This is a genomic window from Bdellovibrionales bacterium (assembly GCA_018266295.1).
In the GTDB taxonomy this organism is placed as follows: Bacteria; Bdellovibrionota; Bdellovibrionia; order Bdellovibrionales; family Bdellovibrionaceae; genus JACMRP01.
On the sequence record JAFEAQ010000011.1, the window covers coordinates 471243 to 488537 of the forward strand.

The following is a 17295-nucleotide window of genomic DNA, read 5'->3' on the forward strand; positions in this document are numbered from 1 at the left end:
GGATTTGTCTTAACACCAAAAAGGGCCTCTGTCTAAAAGCTTAACAGCTGAGACCTGCGTAAAGAGTTTGCAACCCTGGTCTCGGGTTTGAAGGTAGCACCGGTTGGAACTTTCAGGAGAAATATTATGAAACGCGTTTTGTTGATATCTTTAGCTGCTACTTTCTGCGTTGCTGCTTGCGGTGACAAGAGCCAATTACAGCTCAAAGCCCGTCAAATGAAAGACAATCAGGCCAAGGCGGGAGCTGGAAATAGCGGAAACCCTTCTGAAAAGACCGGCGATGATAATAGCGACGGCATTTTGAACATGCCGACGAACACCAACAGCCGCAGAATTATGATGAACGGCAGCGCCATTCGACATGTTTCTATCAGCGGCGAAAGCATGACCACGACTGTTTTCTGTGCCGAAAACATCGCAAAATCTCAAAACGAAAAAGAGCAAATTAAAATTCAAGGCAAGAGCCAGATCATCCTTCGCCAAGTCGTGACCATGGACATTCCTGAAGCGGTTCTGCCGACTCGTCAAAAAGAAACGACGAAAGAAGCTCCAAAAACTTTGGTCAGCCTTGCTTGCCTTGGCAACTCCGCGGATCTTGACAAAGAACCGGCGGATCAAGACATCACAACTGTGAAACTGACTCCTGGCAAGACTGTGGCGGCTATCGGCCGATTCAGCAGTGTCATCCCAGAGCGCGAGAACAAGGCTGTCTTCGCCTGTGTGACTGCAAAAGACATGGCAAAAGCGAACGACCTCCTTTTGCCTGATGATGCTTCAAAGGCCGCTGATATTTTGATGGCTGGTAACTCTAAACTCTTGGTACAGACTTCGAGCAAAGACAAAGATATTAAGAAGTACATCTTAGTGACTTGCGAAGAACCTGCGACGGCTCCTCCTACCGAGGACAAAAAAGATTCTACTGACGATGCATCAGACTTCGAATAGGTCCCTTTCATAAACGACAATAAAGTGATTTCTCAGAGAGAATTTCTTGCCCTAAATCACCCTCGGCTTGCCATTAGACGTCTATGGCTTATAAAATGCCTTCATGATTCATAAACTTCGTATCGGGATACACCGCAAAGGCCTGCACCTTATCGCCGCATTTGAAGCGTTTAAGGGCACTCTTGTGCTGGCTGCAGGCTTTGGCATTTTGCGTTTCGTTCACCACGATCTGCAAAAACTCGGTGAGCATCTGGTGGTTCACTTGGGTCTGCACGAACGCTATTCGCAAATCTTTTTGAAAATCATCGCGGGACTCCACGATCGGGATATCGTGCTGCTGGCCTGCCTTGCGTTCGCCTACTCGGCTCTCCGCTATGTTGAAGCCTATGGTCTGTGGAAACAGCGCACATGGGCCCAGTGGCTGGCAATCATCTCGGGTGGCTTGTATTTACCGGTGGAGTTTTACGGGCTCTATCACCACATGACGCTGCTGAAGGCCCTAGTGACTCTGTTTAATATCTTATTGATCGTGTATTTGATTTGGATCAAAAACGCGGATGATAAAGCGCGTGCCGAGATCCTCGGCGAAAACCAGCCTTAGTCACCCCAGTCATAGAAATGATCCTCGGTCGCATCATATTCGTTCACTTTCGTGTCATAGTCGGCGACTTTCAAAGTGAGCACATACTGAGGTGCGCCCCAGGCGTCGTTGCAAGAGATTTGATAGTCCTGAAAATCGGTGCCGTCGTAAGTCACAGGCGATGAAATCGGCGTTGATCTTAAAGCCGAAGGCAGATTGTTCGCGGCATTCACATTGGTTTTCAATGCCGGATCTTTCAAATTGTCACCGCGTAATGTGTTTGATGCTTTCAAATTAAAGGTTGCCTTCGATGCCACGGCCGGAAGGAAGTAAACTCCCGTGAGTGCCGGAAATTTCGTCAGCATACTGACGGCGGCTCCACCAAAACATTTGGCATCAGCTCCGGCTGAGCAATCAATAGCAGTCGTATCGCCAGGAGGTGTGAAAGACCCTGTGCTGTCTTTACGATAGTAGTACGGGTAGAAAGCAACTTGAGCACAGGTTACGATGTCATTTGAGCCGATTTCAAAATGCAGATCTGAGTAATAAAGTGTCAGCTCTGGAATTCGCACTGTGCAGCTGACAGCTTTAGGCGGTGTCGCTGTCGAGTCAACGTAGCACGCGCCCTGCGTGGTCGTGTCTGTTTGTCCTTCGTAAGACGTCGACACCAACACATACAAAGGTGAGCCCGCAACCTTTTGCTTTGGATCCGTGACTGAATAGTATTCATCGCTCGCTTTTTTTCCGTTACAAGACGCTAGAAAACTCAACGCCACGCCCACTAAAATAATTCTATTATACACACTCACCTCTTTATCTACTGAAGTAAGTTTATAAACAGTTTCTTGACTTGTAAATTTAGTCGAACGCTTTTCTAGACTGAAGACTCGACAGCAGGAGACGACGGAACACGCGCTCTTGGAGCGATTTCGGTGACTGGAGTTTCATTCTCTCCAGCTCTTCTCTGAACTCAGATCCATTGACACTGAACCCCTTGATAAGACTCTGAATTAATTCAACCAGAGTTTGCGTCTTTAACCTGAGAAGTCCCGCCTGAAGACGCTCCTCGACCGGAGTGAAATCACTGCCAAAAGGAAACTCGGTAAAAAGACCTTGGCCTTGGTAGGAACGCGTAAACTTCAAGATTCTATCAGGGTGATTGTGACGGGCCTCTGCGGGCAGTTGCCAATTCGAAGAGACTTTTCCGAAGCTCTTGGCTTGATCCAAGAGTTCTTCCTGAAACTCGGAGTCGGCAATCATCAAAAGACGTTGAATGCAGACCTCATCACTTTGCCCTTTCAGCGCCGCAATGCCGTATTCGGTGACAACCACGTCCCGAAGATGGCGCGGAATCGTCAGGTGGGCCGGTGACCAGATGATATTTGAAGCTCTCTTTCGGCCTTCTTTGCGAAAGCTTTTGAGCATGAGAACAGAATGCGAATCCGGCAGTTCATGCGACATGGCCACAAAGTTATACTGTCCGCCCACGCCACTGACGACACCGCCATTTTCAAGAGTTTCCGAAGCTGCTCCTCCGAGCAGACTTACTTGCATGCAGGTATTGAAAAAACGCGCGCGTTTGCGCTGTCGGCGCAGGGCCAGCTCGTGCACATCATAAAGATCGTTGACCTTCGACACCCGAGTCATCGATAGGCCGTCATAATCTTCGCCCTTGAGCCCTCTGAGCCATTCATAGAACTCCGCCGAGCCCAAGTAAAAAGCTCCGTGCAAATAACGGCGGGCTTTTTCATCATGATCAAAAATAAGCCTTTTAAGAACCCCGCCCCGGCGCAGATTCATAAAGCCATCCATCAGCATTTCACTCGTCCCATAAATTCCGTGATGAAAGATGTCTGAAAAAATCTCTACGCCCTGCGGAGATGCACCACCTTGATCAAGAGACTGCAGTAATTCTCGATACAGCTCGTTCTTTCCATGGCGAAGCAACGTCGCATACACTAAAGCGTCTGACAAAGAGCCTATGCCGATTTGCAAAGTGCCGTCATCGGGAATTAGACGACTTGCATGCAGGCCAATTAAATAGTCGACTGGAGTCACCGGTGCCTTTGGCACTGCAAAGAGCTTATCCTTGACCTCCGGTGTTTTCACGATCGCATCAAAGAAATCCAAGCCCACTTCGGCGTCGCCTCCGAGAAAGGGCAGATCCGGGTGTACGACACCAATGAGGAGCAACTTCTTTCCTTGTTGCTTATAAAGGTCTCGCAAATCCAATGTCAGATCCGGATTACAGCTCAGACTGCAGCGCTGCCCATCTGGGGACAGAGCCACGAGTTGAACGATCACATTGATCTCCATCTCAAAGATCGCCCTCGTCACATGGGTATAATTCAAACTGATGTAATTTTGCTGCGCGAGTGGAATTTTTAACTGCGACCCGGCCTGAAAATAAAATTCATGCAACCGGATATTTGAAGGAACAGACTTGCTATGAAGATCCCGAAGATAGTCAAGGCGAGGATAATTCTTACCGAAGTGGCGTTCGTAAAAAGGTTCTACGAAGCGGCTTTCTAAATCACTCTTAGGATCCGGCATGTCTAACGACAGCGCGGTAAAAATCGTCAGGGATATTGAAGCATCTTTCTTTGCATGGTTGTAGATCTGATTCAACAGCTGGTTGGGTTTACCAAGACCGAGAGGTGTTGCCAGACGAATTTCTTTGCCAAGCTGGGAGAAAATCAGGTCTTCAGCACTTTTCAGATCGTTCAGCAACCACATATTAAAACTCCTACCTTAGGCGTTCGCGAAATACTTTTACGAATCAGGAATCTTGTCCAAATACAAAATTTCAAAGGCCAAAACAAGTTAAAAGTAATTTTGAAGGAGATGTCCTATGAATCCACTGCAGGAGTATACTCGCAAAAGAAACTTCCGAGTCACCTCTGAACCCAAGGCACGCATTCTTAAGAAAACCAAAAGCAAGCCACTTATTTTCGTCGTTCAAGAGCACCACGCCTCACATCTTCACTACGATTTCCGTCTAGAGCTCGACGGCGTCCTGAAAAGTTGGGCGGTTCCTAAGGGCCCATCAACAACTCCCGGGGAAAAGCGTCTTGCGGTTGAAGTGGAAGATCATCCTCTCGGTTACGCAGAATTTCATGGCGATATTCCCGAAGGCGAATATGGTGCAGGTCATGTTGAGATCTGGGATCATGGAACTTGGCTGAGCAACGGAGATCCTCACGACGGGTTGGAAAAAGGACACTTAGAATTTACTCTTAAAGGAAGCCGTCTTCAAGGCGACTGGATGCTGATCCGGACTCGCTTTAGCGGCAAAAAGGCACAATGGTTACTCATCAAACGAAGCAAACCGGCGGAGCTCGCACGGACGAGCTCGAACCTCACCCATCCAGAAAAAATTCTTTTCACGGCGGAAGAGCCAAAGAAAAAGAGAAGACGGTCATAAGCCGTCTTCTCTTTTTAACCTAGTGAGCGCTCATGCGACGGCTTGTTTGACCTCTGCGGGAAGACGTTTGTCTTTTAGCAGAAGCACTGCGAACAGCGCCAGAGCGAACCGCACTAGAACGACCTGGCTTTGATAAAGCACGACGGCCGATTGTAGATGCAGATTCCGATTTCAATGTTTTTACGTTAGCTCTTGCACGACGGCTTTTGCTAGCGCTTTGCGGGCTACGAGCCACTTTTGAAAGTCTTTTCTTCTTAGATGAAGAAGCACCGGACATTTTCATTCCAGAAGACTTTGATGAAGCTGATGCAGATCTAGATGCTTTACGACCGTTTCCACGGCGGCTAGTGTTGCGACTTCTCTCTGATGCAATTCTCTCAGGCATAAAACCTCCCTTTTGATTGAGTTCACTGACATTACGACGATACGACCCAGTCTTCGGGTTTATTTGACAAAAATATTTGTTTTTCACTAAATGGTGATTTTAATCTTCGAGAACGGCCTTGAGCTTCTTGTCCACGAACGCGAGCTTAAAAATGTCCATATCTCTTTATAGCAAGCTAGAGAACGCGACTTTATTTCCGGCGAGGGTGAGTTCTAACTCCGGCGTCGCACTCGCCAGAATTTGCGAAAGGCCTAAGGTCTGAAACATCTGCAGCTCTTTGGCCTGCAGGTGCGGAATGCGAATCTCCTCCACGAGCGGTCGGTGCGTTTTCAGCTCTTCACGCTCTTGCACTTCGATCAAGGTCGGAATTCCAGGCCGCGCAAGATAGGCCGTCTTACTTTGCCGGATCATCTTGACACTGCGAGGATGCAAAAGCCAGCCACTGCTGGCAATGCTATCCAAAAAATCTTCCATGTGGAGAACATCGATCGCCAGATGGTGCAAACCCGGGCCGCGTTTTTTCATCGCGTGACTGTAAGCACCCTCTTGAATGGGCTCCATCAAAAGAAGACTCGCCATCTGTGAGTCCAGATCTCCAACGTAGATTTCAAGCGTGCCTTCACCTTCCCACTGAGCCGCGGGATTCATCTTAGCTCCCAGAGGACGCAAAATCTCTGAAGCGCGTTCGGCCGAAGGGAGTAAGAGTGCCACGTGATTTAAAACTGTTTTCATACACTGAGCTTAGTGTTTTTCTGCGGCGCCAGCAAGCGAAACAAGTTTTTTGCACCAGCGACGTTTTTAATATCAACTTCGAAAGAAGTTCTGAATAATGGCGAGCATGAAAACACTTAAAACATCTCTCATCGCGGCTCTTATGTTTTTCACAGCGCAAGCTTTTGCAAGCCCCGTACAAGTGCATATCCATGGACTCAAAAAGAATACGGGTTCGATCATCCTGAACCTTTTTGCCAAGTCCGCGAGCTGGGACAATGAAACGCCGGACGCCGTAGTACAAATCACACCTTTGCAAGGCGATACAGCAAGCACAACAATGGATTTACCACCAGGCGAATATGCGTTCTTCCTTTATCATGATGAAGACGGCAGTGGTGATTTGAAACGTGGCACTTTTGGTTTGCCGGGTGAACCCTATGCCTTTAGCAATAACGTGAGAATCGGTTTCTCAAAACCGAGCTTTGCTAAAATGAAATTCGCAGTGAGCGCGAGCGGTGCTACTCAAGAAATCCAGCTCGTTCACCCATAAATACCAAAAATTCGATTTATACTTTATTAAGTCAGCGGCAATTCAAAAAAGAAGGTTGCACCGCGGCCCTTAACACCTTCAGCACGGATACTGCCCCCATGCATTTCAATAATTTTTGCTGAAGACGCCAGCCCCAATCCTGTTCCCGCAAACTCAGCTTCTGAGTGCAAACGACTCATTGCCCGAAAAAGCTTATGCGAGTCTTCGTTATGAAAACCATCGCCGTTATCTTTTATATAAAAAAGAACCGAGCTATTGGTTGTGCCGAGCTTTTTAAACTGAATCAAAGCCTGAGAATTGCGAGCCGTGTACTTCACGGCATTCCCCAACACATTCTCCAGCGCCAGACGAATTAAGTGGGCATCTGCCATAACTATGACATTGGATTCAATTTCCACTTTGATCTCTCGGCCGACGGCCTGGGCCTTCAGTTGCTCAGTGATGTCATAAACCAACGCCGACAGATTAACTTCGGTCTTTTCAATTGTCCGGCTGCGCACGCTGTACAAGGACAACATCTTGCGGATTTGTTCATTGGCGTGACGACCGGTTTTCAAAATAGACTCGATATAACTGAGCAGCTTCTGATCCTGCGTCGATCCCAGTTTATTTTGTAGCAACTCCGTAAAGAGCATCATCGTACTCAGAGGATTCCTAAGATCATGAGCCAGAGTGTGAATCGCCGTTTCAAATTCCTTTTCTCGATCGGCGTTATCGTTTTTCGCAGAAGGCTTTAGATTCTCTTTCAACTGAAAATTCTCCAGCGCGATCGCCGCACTATTGGCAAGGACCTGCAAAAGCTTGATTTCTTCCGGGCCTGGACAATAGCCATTCGCCCAATAATTTCCGATGGCTCCCATAGGCGCTTCGGTACGGATCGGAACCATGCAAAGACTTTTTACGAAGGTCGGTCGGTAAGCATCATGCGGGATACGGTTATCTTTATAGATATCTTCGATCACAACGACCTGCCGATGATTCATCGCCCAGCCGCTGATGCAAGTTTCAAGAGGAAAACGACGGCCTTTCCACAACGGAGAAATCGCCGTCTCGTCCGCGTAAAAGCAATGATCATGATCTCTTAAGACGAAGGTGGCGCCGTCCGCCCCTGTCAATTTTCGGGCGGCGGCTGCAACCGTTTGGGTGATGACCGGCAAGGTACTTGCCATCGAGAGCTTCTCAACAACATCGGTGAGAATAGTTCCTGGATTCGTATTCATGCTGAGGCTCCATTGTTATCACAAAGAGATTTTAATGCCGTAAAAGAAACACGATCAAGCTCACCACTATGATCAACCACCATCTGCCGGATTGCTACAGCCGCACTGCTGCCCGAAGAATGGGGACTTACGAGAGCCAAGTAACAAAACCGGTCTGCCACAGCAACGATTTTCGCCAGCGGATGGATTTTTTCAGGCGGCACCTGGCGAGGATACCCCCGGCCCGTGCAGTCTTCATGGTGCTCATAGACAATTTGAACGATGTCCTCTGAGATTTCACGAAGTTCACGCAGAATTTCACGGCTACGAGCCGCGTGGGACTCCATTCTTTTACGCTCATCAAAACTGAGAAGTCCGCGCCCACGGGCCAAAATTTCTTTTTCGAGTTCCTTTTGGCCGATGTCATGGAAAAGCCCGCTCATCGCAAGCTTAAACAGGGTCGACTGACTGCTAAATCCCATCTTACGCCCGATCATCACGCTGTAAACGCTGACCCCTAAACTATGAGCATAAAGCCAGTCCGAATGCCCATTTAGAATCTCAAGCATGCCGAGGATGTTTTCACTTTCCGAGATCACGGCAAGGCAGGTGTTCAGGCAATCGACGGCCTGCTGAAAGCTCCTCGAGTGAATTCCGTTCACTGCCGTGTTTTCAAGAATCAGCTCCGCCGTATATCGCAAGAACGCGAGCTTCTTTTCAGCCGAAATTTTCGATGACTTTTTTAGGACCTCGGACAAATTCAAATTAAAACCGACAAGACGAGTAAAATCCTCTTTCCTCGCATAAAGAAACGCCAGGCCCCGGGATTTGTAATTCTCGACTCGCTCGTCGGGAATCTCATCGCCTTTATGGGCGACACGGACGTATTTTTTTTCTGCCAGCTTGATATAGACGCTGATTTGAATCCCCGAGCTTGAAACGAAGTCCTCAATGGGAATTCGGCAGTAAAGGGCATCCACATCTTCGGGTTCTGTCGCACCTGCGGCACCGTTACGCAGTTTATTGATGGCGTCAGTAATCGCTTTAAAACTAAATGGCTTTGAGAAAAACTCTTCGACACCAAGCTGGTAAGCTTGCTGAGTTTCCAAAATTTGCGTGAAGGCGGTTAACAGAAAAATCGGCGTCGGCTGACGAGCTTTAATCCATTGGATAAGCGCAAGCCCGTCGACCTCAGGCATTTGTAAATCCGTGATCACCAGATCAAAAGATTCGGAACTCAGAATTTCCTGAGCCCTTCTGCCATTTTCGGCTTGGACTACTTTATGACCGCCTTGATGTAAAATGGCTTCGAGGGCCGCGCGAATTCCCGGCTCATCGTCCACCACCAAAACCTTCAACACATTTCCTCCTGAAATGTAGATCCCCCCAAAAAGGATGTTATAAACAGGATATTGTTATCAAGAACTTTCTTGAGTTTATAGACCAAAAAGGATGGGACAACGGGTGCGATTCCTAGAAACATTTGTGAGCAAGACTATTTAGAAATGCAAATATTTGAGAAAACGAAATGGTGCGGCCGGAGAGATTCGAACTCCCGACACCTTGGTTCGAAGCCAAGTACTCTATCCAGCTGAGCTACGGCCGCCCGAGAATAGTAAAGACCTATCACTATTTAGTGGCTCAGGGAATTTATTGCGCCCATATGACGCGGCATAACCAGAAACAGGGCCTGGCACCTATTCCTTGATGATGAGGTTATTGCTGATTTCGTTGGCAGCGTCGTGTTCTGGAAGATGCTGCTTGAGTAGCTCGCCGCTTCTGCGAATGGCGTCTTGAAAGCCCTTTGCCCATTCCCCGCTTCGCATAAAGCCTGTGAGTGGTTTTAGAACCTCTTCCCAGGTTTGCGGCGGAAGATGTTTTGCAATGCCCTCATCAGCCAGAATGACCGCCCGTCTTTCCATCACGGAAACAAAGATCAACACGGCGGTTTTTTTGTGGGTGCGGTTTAAGCGATGGAGGAAAAATTCCAACTGGGCCCGCTTCCAAACCTGCTCTTTTTCATCTTCATCAGAAGTCAAAAGCCTTTGCACGGGATGCAGATGCGAGAGCCCCCAAGCGATTAATAAAAGCACCAGCAAGAAGCCCACCTGATAAGCCCAGTGGCCCATCAGAAATGGCAGGAAATCACTGAAGTACCAGCCATTCAGGCCCAGCATTTCAATCCCCAAAAAAATCAGAGCAAAGCTCAGTCCCAGAACTAAAGGCACATGACGAACCGCCGAGCTTCGGCGCACGATCATCGGCACAATATCGCCACCGGTGCCGAGTTCCGCCTGTTGCACGGCTTTACTGATATCAGCGACTTGTTCTTCAGAAAGATATTTTGTGACCCATTTTTTATGCATAAATCACCATGAGCCCGAAGCTCCGCCTCCACTGAAACCACCGCCACCGCCGGACCAGCCGCCGCCTCCACCGCCACCGAAGCCTCCACCTCCGAAGCCGCCGCCGCCCCATCCACCACGGCCACCGCCACGGAATGAAGACGCCGGCAAGAAGCGCCCGATGAACAACAATAAAAGAAGAATGACGATGATCACCCAGCCCGGAATGCTTTTTGTCGGCTCAGGTTCTGGTTGTGACAGATGTTGATCCGCATATTCTTGATCGATGTACTTAATGATTTGATAAGTACCAACAACAATACCCGCAGAAAGATTGCGGGCTTTAAAAAGAGGAACCACTGTATCCGCGATAATTCGCTTCGCGATCACGTCAGGCAGAGCGCCCTCGAGCCCCTGCCCCACTTCGATGCGGAGCTTGCGCTCATTCGGCGCAATCAAAAATAAAATACCGTTGTCTTTTTTCGCCGTCCCCAATTTCCACGCATCGGTGATTTTGATGGAGGCTTCTTCAATCGTCAGATCTCCGAGAGAATCGATAACAAGAACTTGTAACTGCGCTTTTCCCTGGCTGTTGTAATCACGGATGACATCCTCAAGATCCCGACGATCCTGTGGACGCAAAACCCCCACCTCATCCATCACGGGACCCGTCAGGCGCGGCACTTCAAATGCCGCGTGGGCCCAGCTCGCAAACAACAATGCGAAAGCAAACAGCCAGCGAGTCATCGAATTAGAAATTCACTTGTGGTGGTTTTTCTACTTTGCCTTTTTCATCTTCAGACACATCCCACTGAGGCATTTTCTCGTGGTGGTAAAGCATCGAGTTCGTCCAGCTTGTCGGCGGAACCGTCACAAGATTGTTAAACTCTTGCACAGATTGAATGTATCTTTGACGAGCCACTGTAATGCGGTTTTCAGTGCCTTCGAGTTGCGCTTGCAAATCGCGGAACTGAGTATCGGCTTTCAAGTTTGGATATTGCTCAGACACTACCATCAGACGACCGAGAGCTTGTGAAACGCCACTTTGCGCCGCTTGATACTCTTTCAATTTTTCAGGTGTAACTTTGCTAGGGTCAATGGTCACTTGAGTTGCTTTTGCACGGGCTTCAATGACGGAAGTCAAAGTTTGCTCTTCGTGTTTTGCGTATCCTTTAACAACACTGACGAGATTTGGAATCAAATCAGCTCGACGTTTGTACTGATTCTGAATTTCAGCGAGGGAGGCCTCGACCTGGTTCTTAGCCTGAGGAATAGACTGCATACCACAACCAGAAAGAACAGAAAGTGTTAAAAAGAGAGTTGCGAGTTTTGTTAGTGTTTTCATCTCGGTGAATCCTCCAAATGTGAGACTAATCTACTGAATCTCTCCGTGACCCACAATCAAATCCGTGTAACGCTCATGGACATGGGCTCTTCTCATTCTGATTTCATTTTTACTCAAAAACCAGCGGGCTATAACACCCATTCACCGGATATTGGCAAAAAGGGATTCGTCGAAGTTCTTTCCGAGACAACGCACCAAGAACTTCTTGTCGTGCACCGTCTCGACAAAGAGACCTCAGGCGCTATGCTGTTTGCCAAAAACAAAGCGGCGGCGGCAGAGCTTGCATCGCTTTTTGAAAAGCATCTCATTCAAAAAAAGTATTTGTTTTTAACCGATAAAAAAATCAATCTGACTCGTTTTGAGTACGAATCTTTCATCGAAAAAGACAAGGGCCAATTCGTCAACGTCGCCAACCGTGCGCCGAATTCAAAAACTCTTTTCACAAAAATGAAAACTCTCGGCAAGTATGATTTGTGGCTGGCGGAACCTACCACCGGCAAACCTCACCAAATCCGCTTGCACGCTGAAGCGAGCGGCATTGCGATTCTCGGCTGCAAAGAACACGGAGGCAGCGCTTTCTATCGCCTGTGCCTTCACGCCGACTCGTTGGCGTTTGAATACAAAGGCCGTCCTTACAGCTTTCAAGCAGAAGATCCTGTTTGGATCACTGAGATTGAAAGCAATTCGGACATCGAAGAAGAAGAGCTGATGATTCTCGAAGCATTTCAAAAACGCCAATGGCTTTTGGATGTGATGAGTAAACCAGATGAATGCTTCCGCCTGAGCCATCAAGACATCGACTCTTACCGTATTGATATGTTCGGTGAGTATTTGTGGTTCTACTGGTACCGCGACAGCGATCCGACAGTAAAAGATCTCGAGCGTTTTGAACGCGTCGCCACTCGCTTCAAAAAGAAGTATTATGTTCGTAAGATGCTCAATCGCGGTGAAGACCCGAATGCGCAACTCTTGTGGCCGACAAAAGAACAAAATCGCTGGATCGCCAGCGAGAACGCCGTGAAATTCGAATGCCGTAACGACACGGGTCTTTCTCCGGGTCTCTTCTTGGATCAACGCGAGAATCGCAAATGGGTGCGCGAGCATAGCAAAGACAAATGTGTCTTAAATCTGTTCTCATACACCGGCGGCTTTAGCGTGAACGCAGCTCTCGGCGGCGCCAAAGAAGTGGTGACAGTCGATGTCAGCAATAACTTCCTGGAGTGGAGCAAAAAGAATTTCGAGGTTAATGGCCTTGAAATGCCAAAACCCGAAGAAGCGGGACAACAGCGGCCCAAGCTTGATTTCAAATCCATGATGTCGGATGAGAAGCAAAAACCCATCTATGAGTTCTGGAACCAGGATGCGATCCTCTTTTTAAAGGGCACAGCCCGCCGTAAGCGTAAATTTGACCTGATTGTCTGCGACCCTCCCTCCTTCGGAAGATCTAAAAGTGGGACATTCAGCATCAGTAAGAACTACGAAGAATTGATCGTCAATTGCCTCTATTGCCTTGGCAAGGGCGGTTTGTTACTATTTTGTACGAACTATGAGAAATGGACCCAGGCTGATCTGGTTAAAAACATCCAAAAGCTCAAAAACCAGTTCTATTTCACGGTTCTCTCTTCTCCTGGATTCTGTTTGGATTTCGAACTTCCCGACGAAGACCCTTTAATGAAGTCGGTGATCATTCGCAAGAATTGAGGATTTATGAAAGCTCTTTTAGCTCTCGCACTTCTCGGCACTTCACAGTTTGCAGTCAGCAGCGCTCTTGCGGCTGCAGCCTCGGATGAAATCAAGCTCATCATCGCCTGCAACGAAGCCATGGATGGAAAATCCAGCGGAGTCACCGATAAACTCGCTTTCGATTCCACCACGCCGATTGCCTATGTCGCGACGAAGAAGATCTACTTCCTCACCGATAAATCGATTTACTCGCTCGAAAACAAGTATCGCGATCAGGACATCGTGGTTCACCTGACGAACAACGATAAAGATTTCTACCGCAAGCTCAACATCAACAAAGACGGTAAAATCGGCAATATCTCTTACGATGAAATCAAAGACAAAAAAGACGCCCTCGAACCCAAAGCACAGCTGGATGAAGACACGTTGGGCCTTTTCAAAAAAGACCTCATCACTCGCGTAAATTCCATGCAGGGCGAATACCAAAATAAGTTCGACCCACAAGACACTTTGAACGCGATCAAAATCTGCGACGAAGTAAAATCTCCGGAGATGCAAAAAGCAACGGCAAAGCAAACCGCTTATTACGAAAAGCTTTTAAAAAAACCAAGCGCATACTCAGACGGCCTAAAGAAATCCAAAAAATCCAGCGGCCAACAATAGGTGCCAGGCCCTCTTTCCGGACGCGGCGCTTACAGAAACAGGACCTGGCACTTTTAAGCCAGAGTCCCGCGCGAGAACATTTCTTTGAGATAATCAGCAGCGGAATCCTGAGTGCGCATGTAATAGAGCGCTTTTAGGATTTCTTGTTCCTTAGGCGTGAGATCCGCATTGCTGCCGGTACGGCGAATGCGGTCTTGCATGATGTGGTACAAGCACAGCGCGCCGGCCACAGAGATATTAAAGCTTTGCACGAAGCCCGGCATCGGAATGATCATGCGCTCATCAGCAGCATCAATCATTTCACGAGACACACCATCGCGTTCATTACCAAGCACCAGCGCCGTTTTGCCTGAGAAGTCGATTTCTGCAATCGGCTTACTTGCCTCCAACGTTGTGACGCAAATACGGTAGCCTTGGTCCCTCAGAGCTTGAATGCAGTCTTTGGATTGCTTCCACTTCTGCACTTCGACCCATTTGTCGGCACCTTGAGTAACCCGATTGGCTTCTTTAAATTTTTCCTGAGTTTCAACCACGTGGAAGTTGGCATAACCCAACCCTTCCGCGGTTCTCATCACGGCACTGATATTGCCGCGATCATAGATCCCTTCAAGTACAACCGCCGTTTCAAAATTACGGCCGGCTACGACCCTGTCGATTTTTTGACGGCGCTCCGCTGTCAGCAGAGGGCCAATGTGTTGCAAGACGAGCTCGTAGTGAACGTTCAGGTTTGCATCGACAGGAATACGGTCAGAATGAGGGAACATTGCTATCCTTATTTGTAGAGAGACTCTGGGCTCTTAGACAAATCGCGAGTGATGTTCTTTTGGTGAGCTTCGAGAGTTCCGCCACCAATCTCAAGCAATTTTGCATCTCTCCACAAGCGCTCAACAACGTACTCACCAACGTAACCGTAACCACCCAACACTTGGATTGCGCGGTCCGCGACGTTTTTACCCATTGTTGTCGCCACAAGTTTCACACCGTCTGAATCCAAACGATTGCCTTCTTTATGCAGATCCATACGACGAGCTGTCTCGTAAACATAGGTACGAGCTGCTTTGAACTCAGCGTAGCTGTCAGCGATGTAACGTTGCATTTGACCAAAGAAGTTCAAAGATTTACCGAAAGCCTCACGCTCTGTCGCGTAACGGTTCATGATTTCAACCGAACGACGAGCAATGCCCAAGCTCATCGCAGCCAGAGTCAAACGCTCAAGCTCGAGGTTTTTCATCATGTGAATCATCGAGTCGCCTTCCGCACCGATCAAGTTCTCAACGGGAACTTCACAGTCTTGGAACACAAGTTCCGCCGTGTTTGAACCACGCATGCCGAGTTTGTCGTGGATTTTTTGACCCACTTCGAAGCCTTTGAATTTAGTTTCAACCAAGAATGAAGAAATCAAAGCACGGCCGTTTTTCTCGCCGGTCTTTGCGTAAACCAAAGTCAAATCGCACGGAGTTTTATTTTCATCGATCGTGCCGTTGGTGATCCACATCTTACGGCCATTCAAGATGTACTTGTCGCCTTTTTTCACCGCCGTCGTTTGCATACCGAGAACGTCGGTACCAACAGCCGGCTCAGACATCGACATAGAGCCGATCCACTCGCCTGAACAAAGTCTTGGCAAGTACTTCATACGCTGCTCATCACTCGCGTTCATCGCGATATTGTTCACGCACAGCATCGAGTGTGCGAGGTAAGCCAATGTGAAACCCGGATCAGAAGCAGACATTTCTTCGTGCACGATGGCCGCCGCTGTCGCATCCATTCCGGCGCCGCCGAATTGTTCTGGCACAGTCAGGCCCAAAAGACCGAGTTCGCCGACTTTGCGGAAAAGCTCCAAATTGAAGCGCTCTTTACGATCGTACTCATGAGCTTGGGGTTCGATTTCTTCCTTGGTGAAAGTCGCGACGGTTTCGCGAAGCATCGAATGCTCTGGAGTGGGATTGTAAAGATCAAATTGCTTCCAATTGAATTCAGACATGGGAACCATCCTGTTACGGTTTTGTAACCCTATTTTTTGCGAGTTATTCGCTTATAACGCAAGTCTAAAGCCATTTCGCTGCGATAAGTTATGGGATATATCTAGAGGCCTATGCTAGTTGCAGTCGTCGGTGTCGGAACAGAGCTTACCAGTGGCCAAATTATAAATAAAAATGCGGCCTGGATCTCCAAAAATCTAAAAGATTTGGGAGTTCCTACCAGTTGCCATTTAGTGGTGCCCGATGACCGTGCACTGATCCTCGATGCTCTCCATTTTGCTTCCGAACGCTGTGACACTTTGTTTGTGACCGGCGGCCTTGGCCCCACGACTGACGATTTTACCCGGGAGCTGATTTCGGAATGGACACAAGCACCACTGGAGTTCGATCCGGGCTCTTGGGAGCATATCGTGGATCGTCTGAAATCCCGCTCCATTGAAATTCGCGAAAGCCAGCGCCAACAGGCGATGTTTCCAAAAGGCTCGATCGTGATCGAGAATCCTGACGGCACGGCCAACGCGTTTCGCATGAAGGCCTTCAACAAGGATGTCTTTGTTTTACCAGGCCCGCCGAGTGAAATCGCCGCCGTCTGGAAAAATGGCATCGAAGAATTTGTTCGTGAAAAAACTAAGGGCCTTGATCGTCATATCACCTACTCCTGGGACACGATCGGCCTTGGCGAATCCGACGTGGCACATATGACCGAGCTCTGTCTTGATGGGATTGAAATCGAAAAAGGCTATCGCGTGCATCTGCCTTACGTAGAGGTCAAAGTCACTTGCCTCGAGTCCCGACTCGCGACCCTGAAGCCCGCGATCGACCGTTTAGACAAAACTTTGCATTCGATCACCGTCACTCGTAACGGCGAAGATGTTCCGGATCTGCTCGCCAAAAAATTGACGACCATCAAACGCTTGCAAGTACAGGATTCGCTCTCGGGTTCGGCGATCGTGAACCGTCTGGCACCTGCCTTAAAAAATTATATGAAATCCGGCGAGTGGAGTTTCGCCAATCACAACGACGTCCTTTTAGATCCACAGACTTTGTGTTTAATTCTTCGTCCTTGGGATACGACGACAGCCGTCGCTGAAATTTACTACCATGGAGCGCACTTCAAAACTTATTTCGAAGCCCCCTTCATGATTTCACGGATGACCGACAGAAGGGCCCTGTATTTCGCAGAACGCGCCATGATCTTCTGGCTGCAAAAAATGGATGATCTTATCTAGTAGCACCAGCATCTCACATTTTCTTGATCATAGGGATTCGAGCGTTGGTGGCAAAATCCCGCTTGGCCTTTTTGCGCATCGACCATGCAAATCGAATCCACCGGACGGCCAAAGCACTGCGAATCACTCAGTTCATCGCAGATAAGAACTTTTCTGTCTTCGCTCGGCTGAATGTCATCATCCAGCGCCTCTGCAAAAGTGATCGCAGGAAATATAAATGCCACGACAATAAGGAATACGGTCTTCATAAA

Annotated in this window: 19 protein-coding genes and 1 tRNA gene; 7 read left to right on the forward strand and 13 right to left on the reverse strand. The window is 48.3% G+C overall.

Annotation, left to right across the window (positions count from 1 at the left end):
• The first annotated feature begins 126 nt into the window (after window positions 1-126).
• Both JSU04_11005 and JSU04_11010 read left to right on the forward strand, forming a co-directional pair.
• Complete coding sequence (locus tag JSU04_11005; GenBank protein MBS1970830.1) at window positions 127-945, forward strand: hypothetical protein; 819 nt, start codon at window positions 127-129, stop codon at window positions 943-945.
• 103 nt (window positions 946-1048) lie between these two features.
• Window positions 1049-1546, forward strand: coding sequence for a DUF2127 domain-containing protein (locus JSU04_11010; protein MBS1970831.1), 498 nt, complete (start codon window positions 1049-1051; stop codon window positions 1544-1546).
• Here JSU04_11010 and JSU04_11015 read toward each other — a convergent pair.
• Window positions 1543-2328 (reverse strand): hypothetical protein, encoded by a 786-nt coding sequence (locus tag JSU04_11015; protein MBS1970832.1) that lies wholly within the window; start codon window positions 2326-2328, stop codon window positions 1543-1545. The genes JSU04_11010 and JSU04_11015 overlap by 4 nt on opposite strands.
• Before the next feature lie 55 nt (window positions 2329-2383).
• On the reverse strand, window positions 2384-4261 hold the full coding sequence (locus JSU04_11020) for an acetyl-CoA hydrolase (protein MBS1970833.1): 1878 nt from the start codon (window positions 4259-4261) through the stop codon (window positions 2384-2386).
• Window positions 4262-4376: 115 nt separating this feature from the next.
• Here JSU04_11020 and JSU04_11025 point away from each other — a divergent pair, with 115 nt between their 5' ends.
• A complete protein-coding gene (locus JSU04_11025; GenBank protein ID MBS1970834.1) occupies window positions 4377-4949 on the forward strand; it encodes a hypothetical protein in 573 nt (190 codons plus the stop codon).
• Window positions 4950-4968: 19 nt separating this feature from the next.
• Here JSU04_11025 and JSU04_11030 read toward each other — a convergent pair whose 3' ends face one another.
• The gene (locus JSU04_11030; protein ID MBS1970835.1) at window positions 4969-5334 is read right to left on the reverse strand and encodes a hypothetical protein; all 366 of its coding nucleotides are present in this window, start codon (window positions 5332-5334) and stop codon (window positions 4969-4971) included.
• 165 nt (window positions 5335-5499) lie between these two features.
• Window positions 5500-6066, reverse strand: a complete 567-nt coding sequence (locus tag JSU04_11035; protein MBS1970836.1) for a hypothetical protein — start codon at window positions 6064-6066, stop codon at window positions 5500-5502.
• A 106-nt stretch (window positions 6067-6172) separates the two neighbouring features.
• On the opposite strand from JSU04_11035, the gene JSU04_11040 reads away from it, so the two are divergent.
• Window positions 6173-6598: a DUF2141 domain-containing protein gene (locus JSU04_11040; protein ID MBS1970837.1), complete on the forward strand. Its 426-nt coding sequence runs from the start codon at window positions 6173-6175 to the stop codon at window positions 6596-6598.
• Between the two features lie 26 nt (window positions 6599-6624).
• Here the strand turns inward: JSU04_11040 and JSU04_11045 are convergent, their stop codons facing one another.
• From JSU04_11045 to JSU04_11070, 6 genes are all read right to left on the reverse strand, one after another.
• Window positions 6625-7818: a GAF domain-containing sensor histidine kinase gene (locus JSU04_11045; GenBank protein MBS1970838.1), complete on the reverse strand. Its 1194-nt coding sequence runs from the start codon at window positions 7816-7818 to the stop codon at window positions 6625-6627.
• Window positions 7815-9158 (reverse strand): response regulator, encoded by a 1344-nt coding sequence (locus JSU04_11050; GenBank protein ID MBS1970839.1) that lies wholly within the window; start codon window positions 9156-9158, stop codon window positions 7815-7817. The genes JSU04_11045 and JSU04_11050 overlap by 4 nt, the downstream gene beginning before the upstream one ends.
• A 168-nt stretch (window positions 9159-9326) precedes the next feature.
• Window positions 9327-9403: transfer RNA gene (locus tag JSU04_11055), tRNA-Arg, on the reverse strand.
• Window positions 9404-9494: 91 nt separating this feature from the next.
• Window positions 9495-10163, reverse strand: a complete 669-nt coding sequence (locus JSU04_11060) for a TPM domain-containing protein (GenBank protein MBS1970840.1) — start codon at window positions 10161-10163, stop codon at window positions 9495-9497.
• Between the two features lie 3 nt (window positions 10164-10166).
• Complete coding sequence (locus JSU04_11065) at window positions 10167-10889, reverse strand: TPM domain-containing protein (GenBank protein ID MBS1970841.1); 723 nt, start codon at window positions 10887-10889, stop codon at window positions 10167-10169.
• A gap of 4 nt (window positions 10890-10893) precedes the next feature.
• Entirely contained in the window at window positions 10894-11487 is a 594-nt protein-coding gene (locus JSU04_11070) for a LemA family protein (protein MBS1970842.1), read from the reverse strand.
• 75 nt (window positions 11488-11562) lie between these two features.
• Between JSU04_11070 and JSU04_11075 the strand changes: the two genes are divergently transcribed.
• Together JSU04_11075 and JSU04_11080 are read left to right on the forward strand one after the other, a co-directional pair.
• A complete protein-coding gene (locus JSU04_11075) occupies window positions 11563-13188 on the forward strand; it encodes a class I SAM-dependent methyltransferase (GenBank protein MBS1970843.1) in 1626 nt (541 codons plus the stop codon).
• A 6-nt stretch (window positions 13189-13194) separates the two neighbouring features.
• The gene (locus tag JSU04_11080) at window positions 13195-13833 is read left to right on the forward strand and encodes a hypothetical protein (protein MBS1970844.1); all 639 of its coding nucleotides are present in this window, start codon (window positions 13195-13197) and stop codon (window positions 13831-13833) included.
• Between the two features lie 53 nt (window positions 13834-13886).
• Here the strand turns inward: JSU04_11080 and JSU04_11085 are convergent, their stop codons facing one another.
• Together JSU04_11085 and JSU04_11090 are read right to left on the reverse strand one after the other, a co-directional pair.
• Window positions 13887-14597 carry an RNA methyltransferase gene (locus JSU04_11085; protein MBS1970845.1) on the reverse strand — a complete coding sequence of 237 codons (711 nt, stop codon included), beginning with the start codon at window positions 14595-14597 and terminating at the stop codon, window positions 13887-13889.
• A gap of 8 nt (window positions 14598-14605) precedes the next feature.
• Window positions 14606-15817: an acyl-CoA dehydrogenase family protein gene (locus JSU04_11090; protein MBS1970846.1), complete on the reverse strand. Its 1212-nt coding sequence runs from the start codon at window positions 15815-15817 to the stop codon at window positions 14606-14608.
• A gap of 111 nt (window positions 15818-15928) precedes the next feature.
• On the opposite strand from JSU04_11090, the gene JSU04_11095 reads away from it, so the two are divergent.
• Window positions 15929-17044 carry a competence/damage-inducible protein A gene (locus tag JSU04_11095; protein ID MBS1970847.1) on the forward strand — a complete coding sequence of 372 codons (1116 nt, stop codon included), beginning with the start codon at window positions 15929-15931 and terminating at the stop codon, window positions 17042-17044.
• On the opposite strand, the gene JSU04_11100 is transcribed toward JSU04_11095, so the two are convergent.
• A complete protein-coding gene (locus JSU04_11100; GenBank protein ID MBS1970848.1) occupies window positions 17041-17292 on the reverse strand; it encodes a hypothetical protein in 252 nt (83 codons plus the stop codon). The two genes, JSU04_11095 and JSU04_11100, sit on opposite strands and share 4 nt — an antisense overlap.
• Window positions 17293-17295 lie beyond the last annotated feature (3 nt).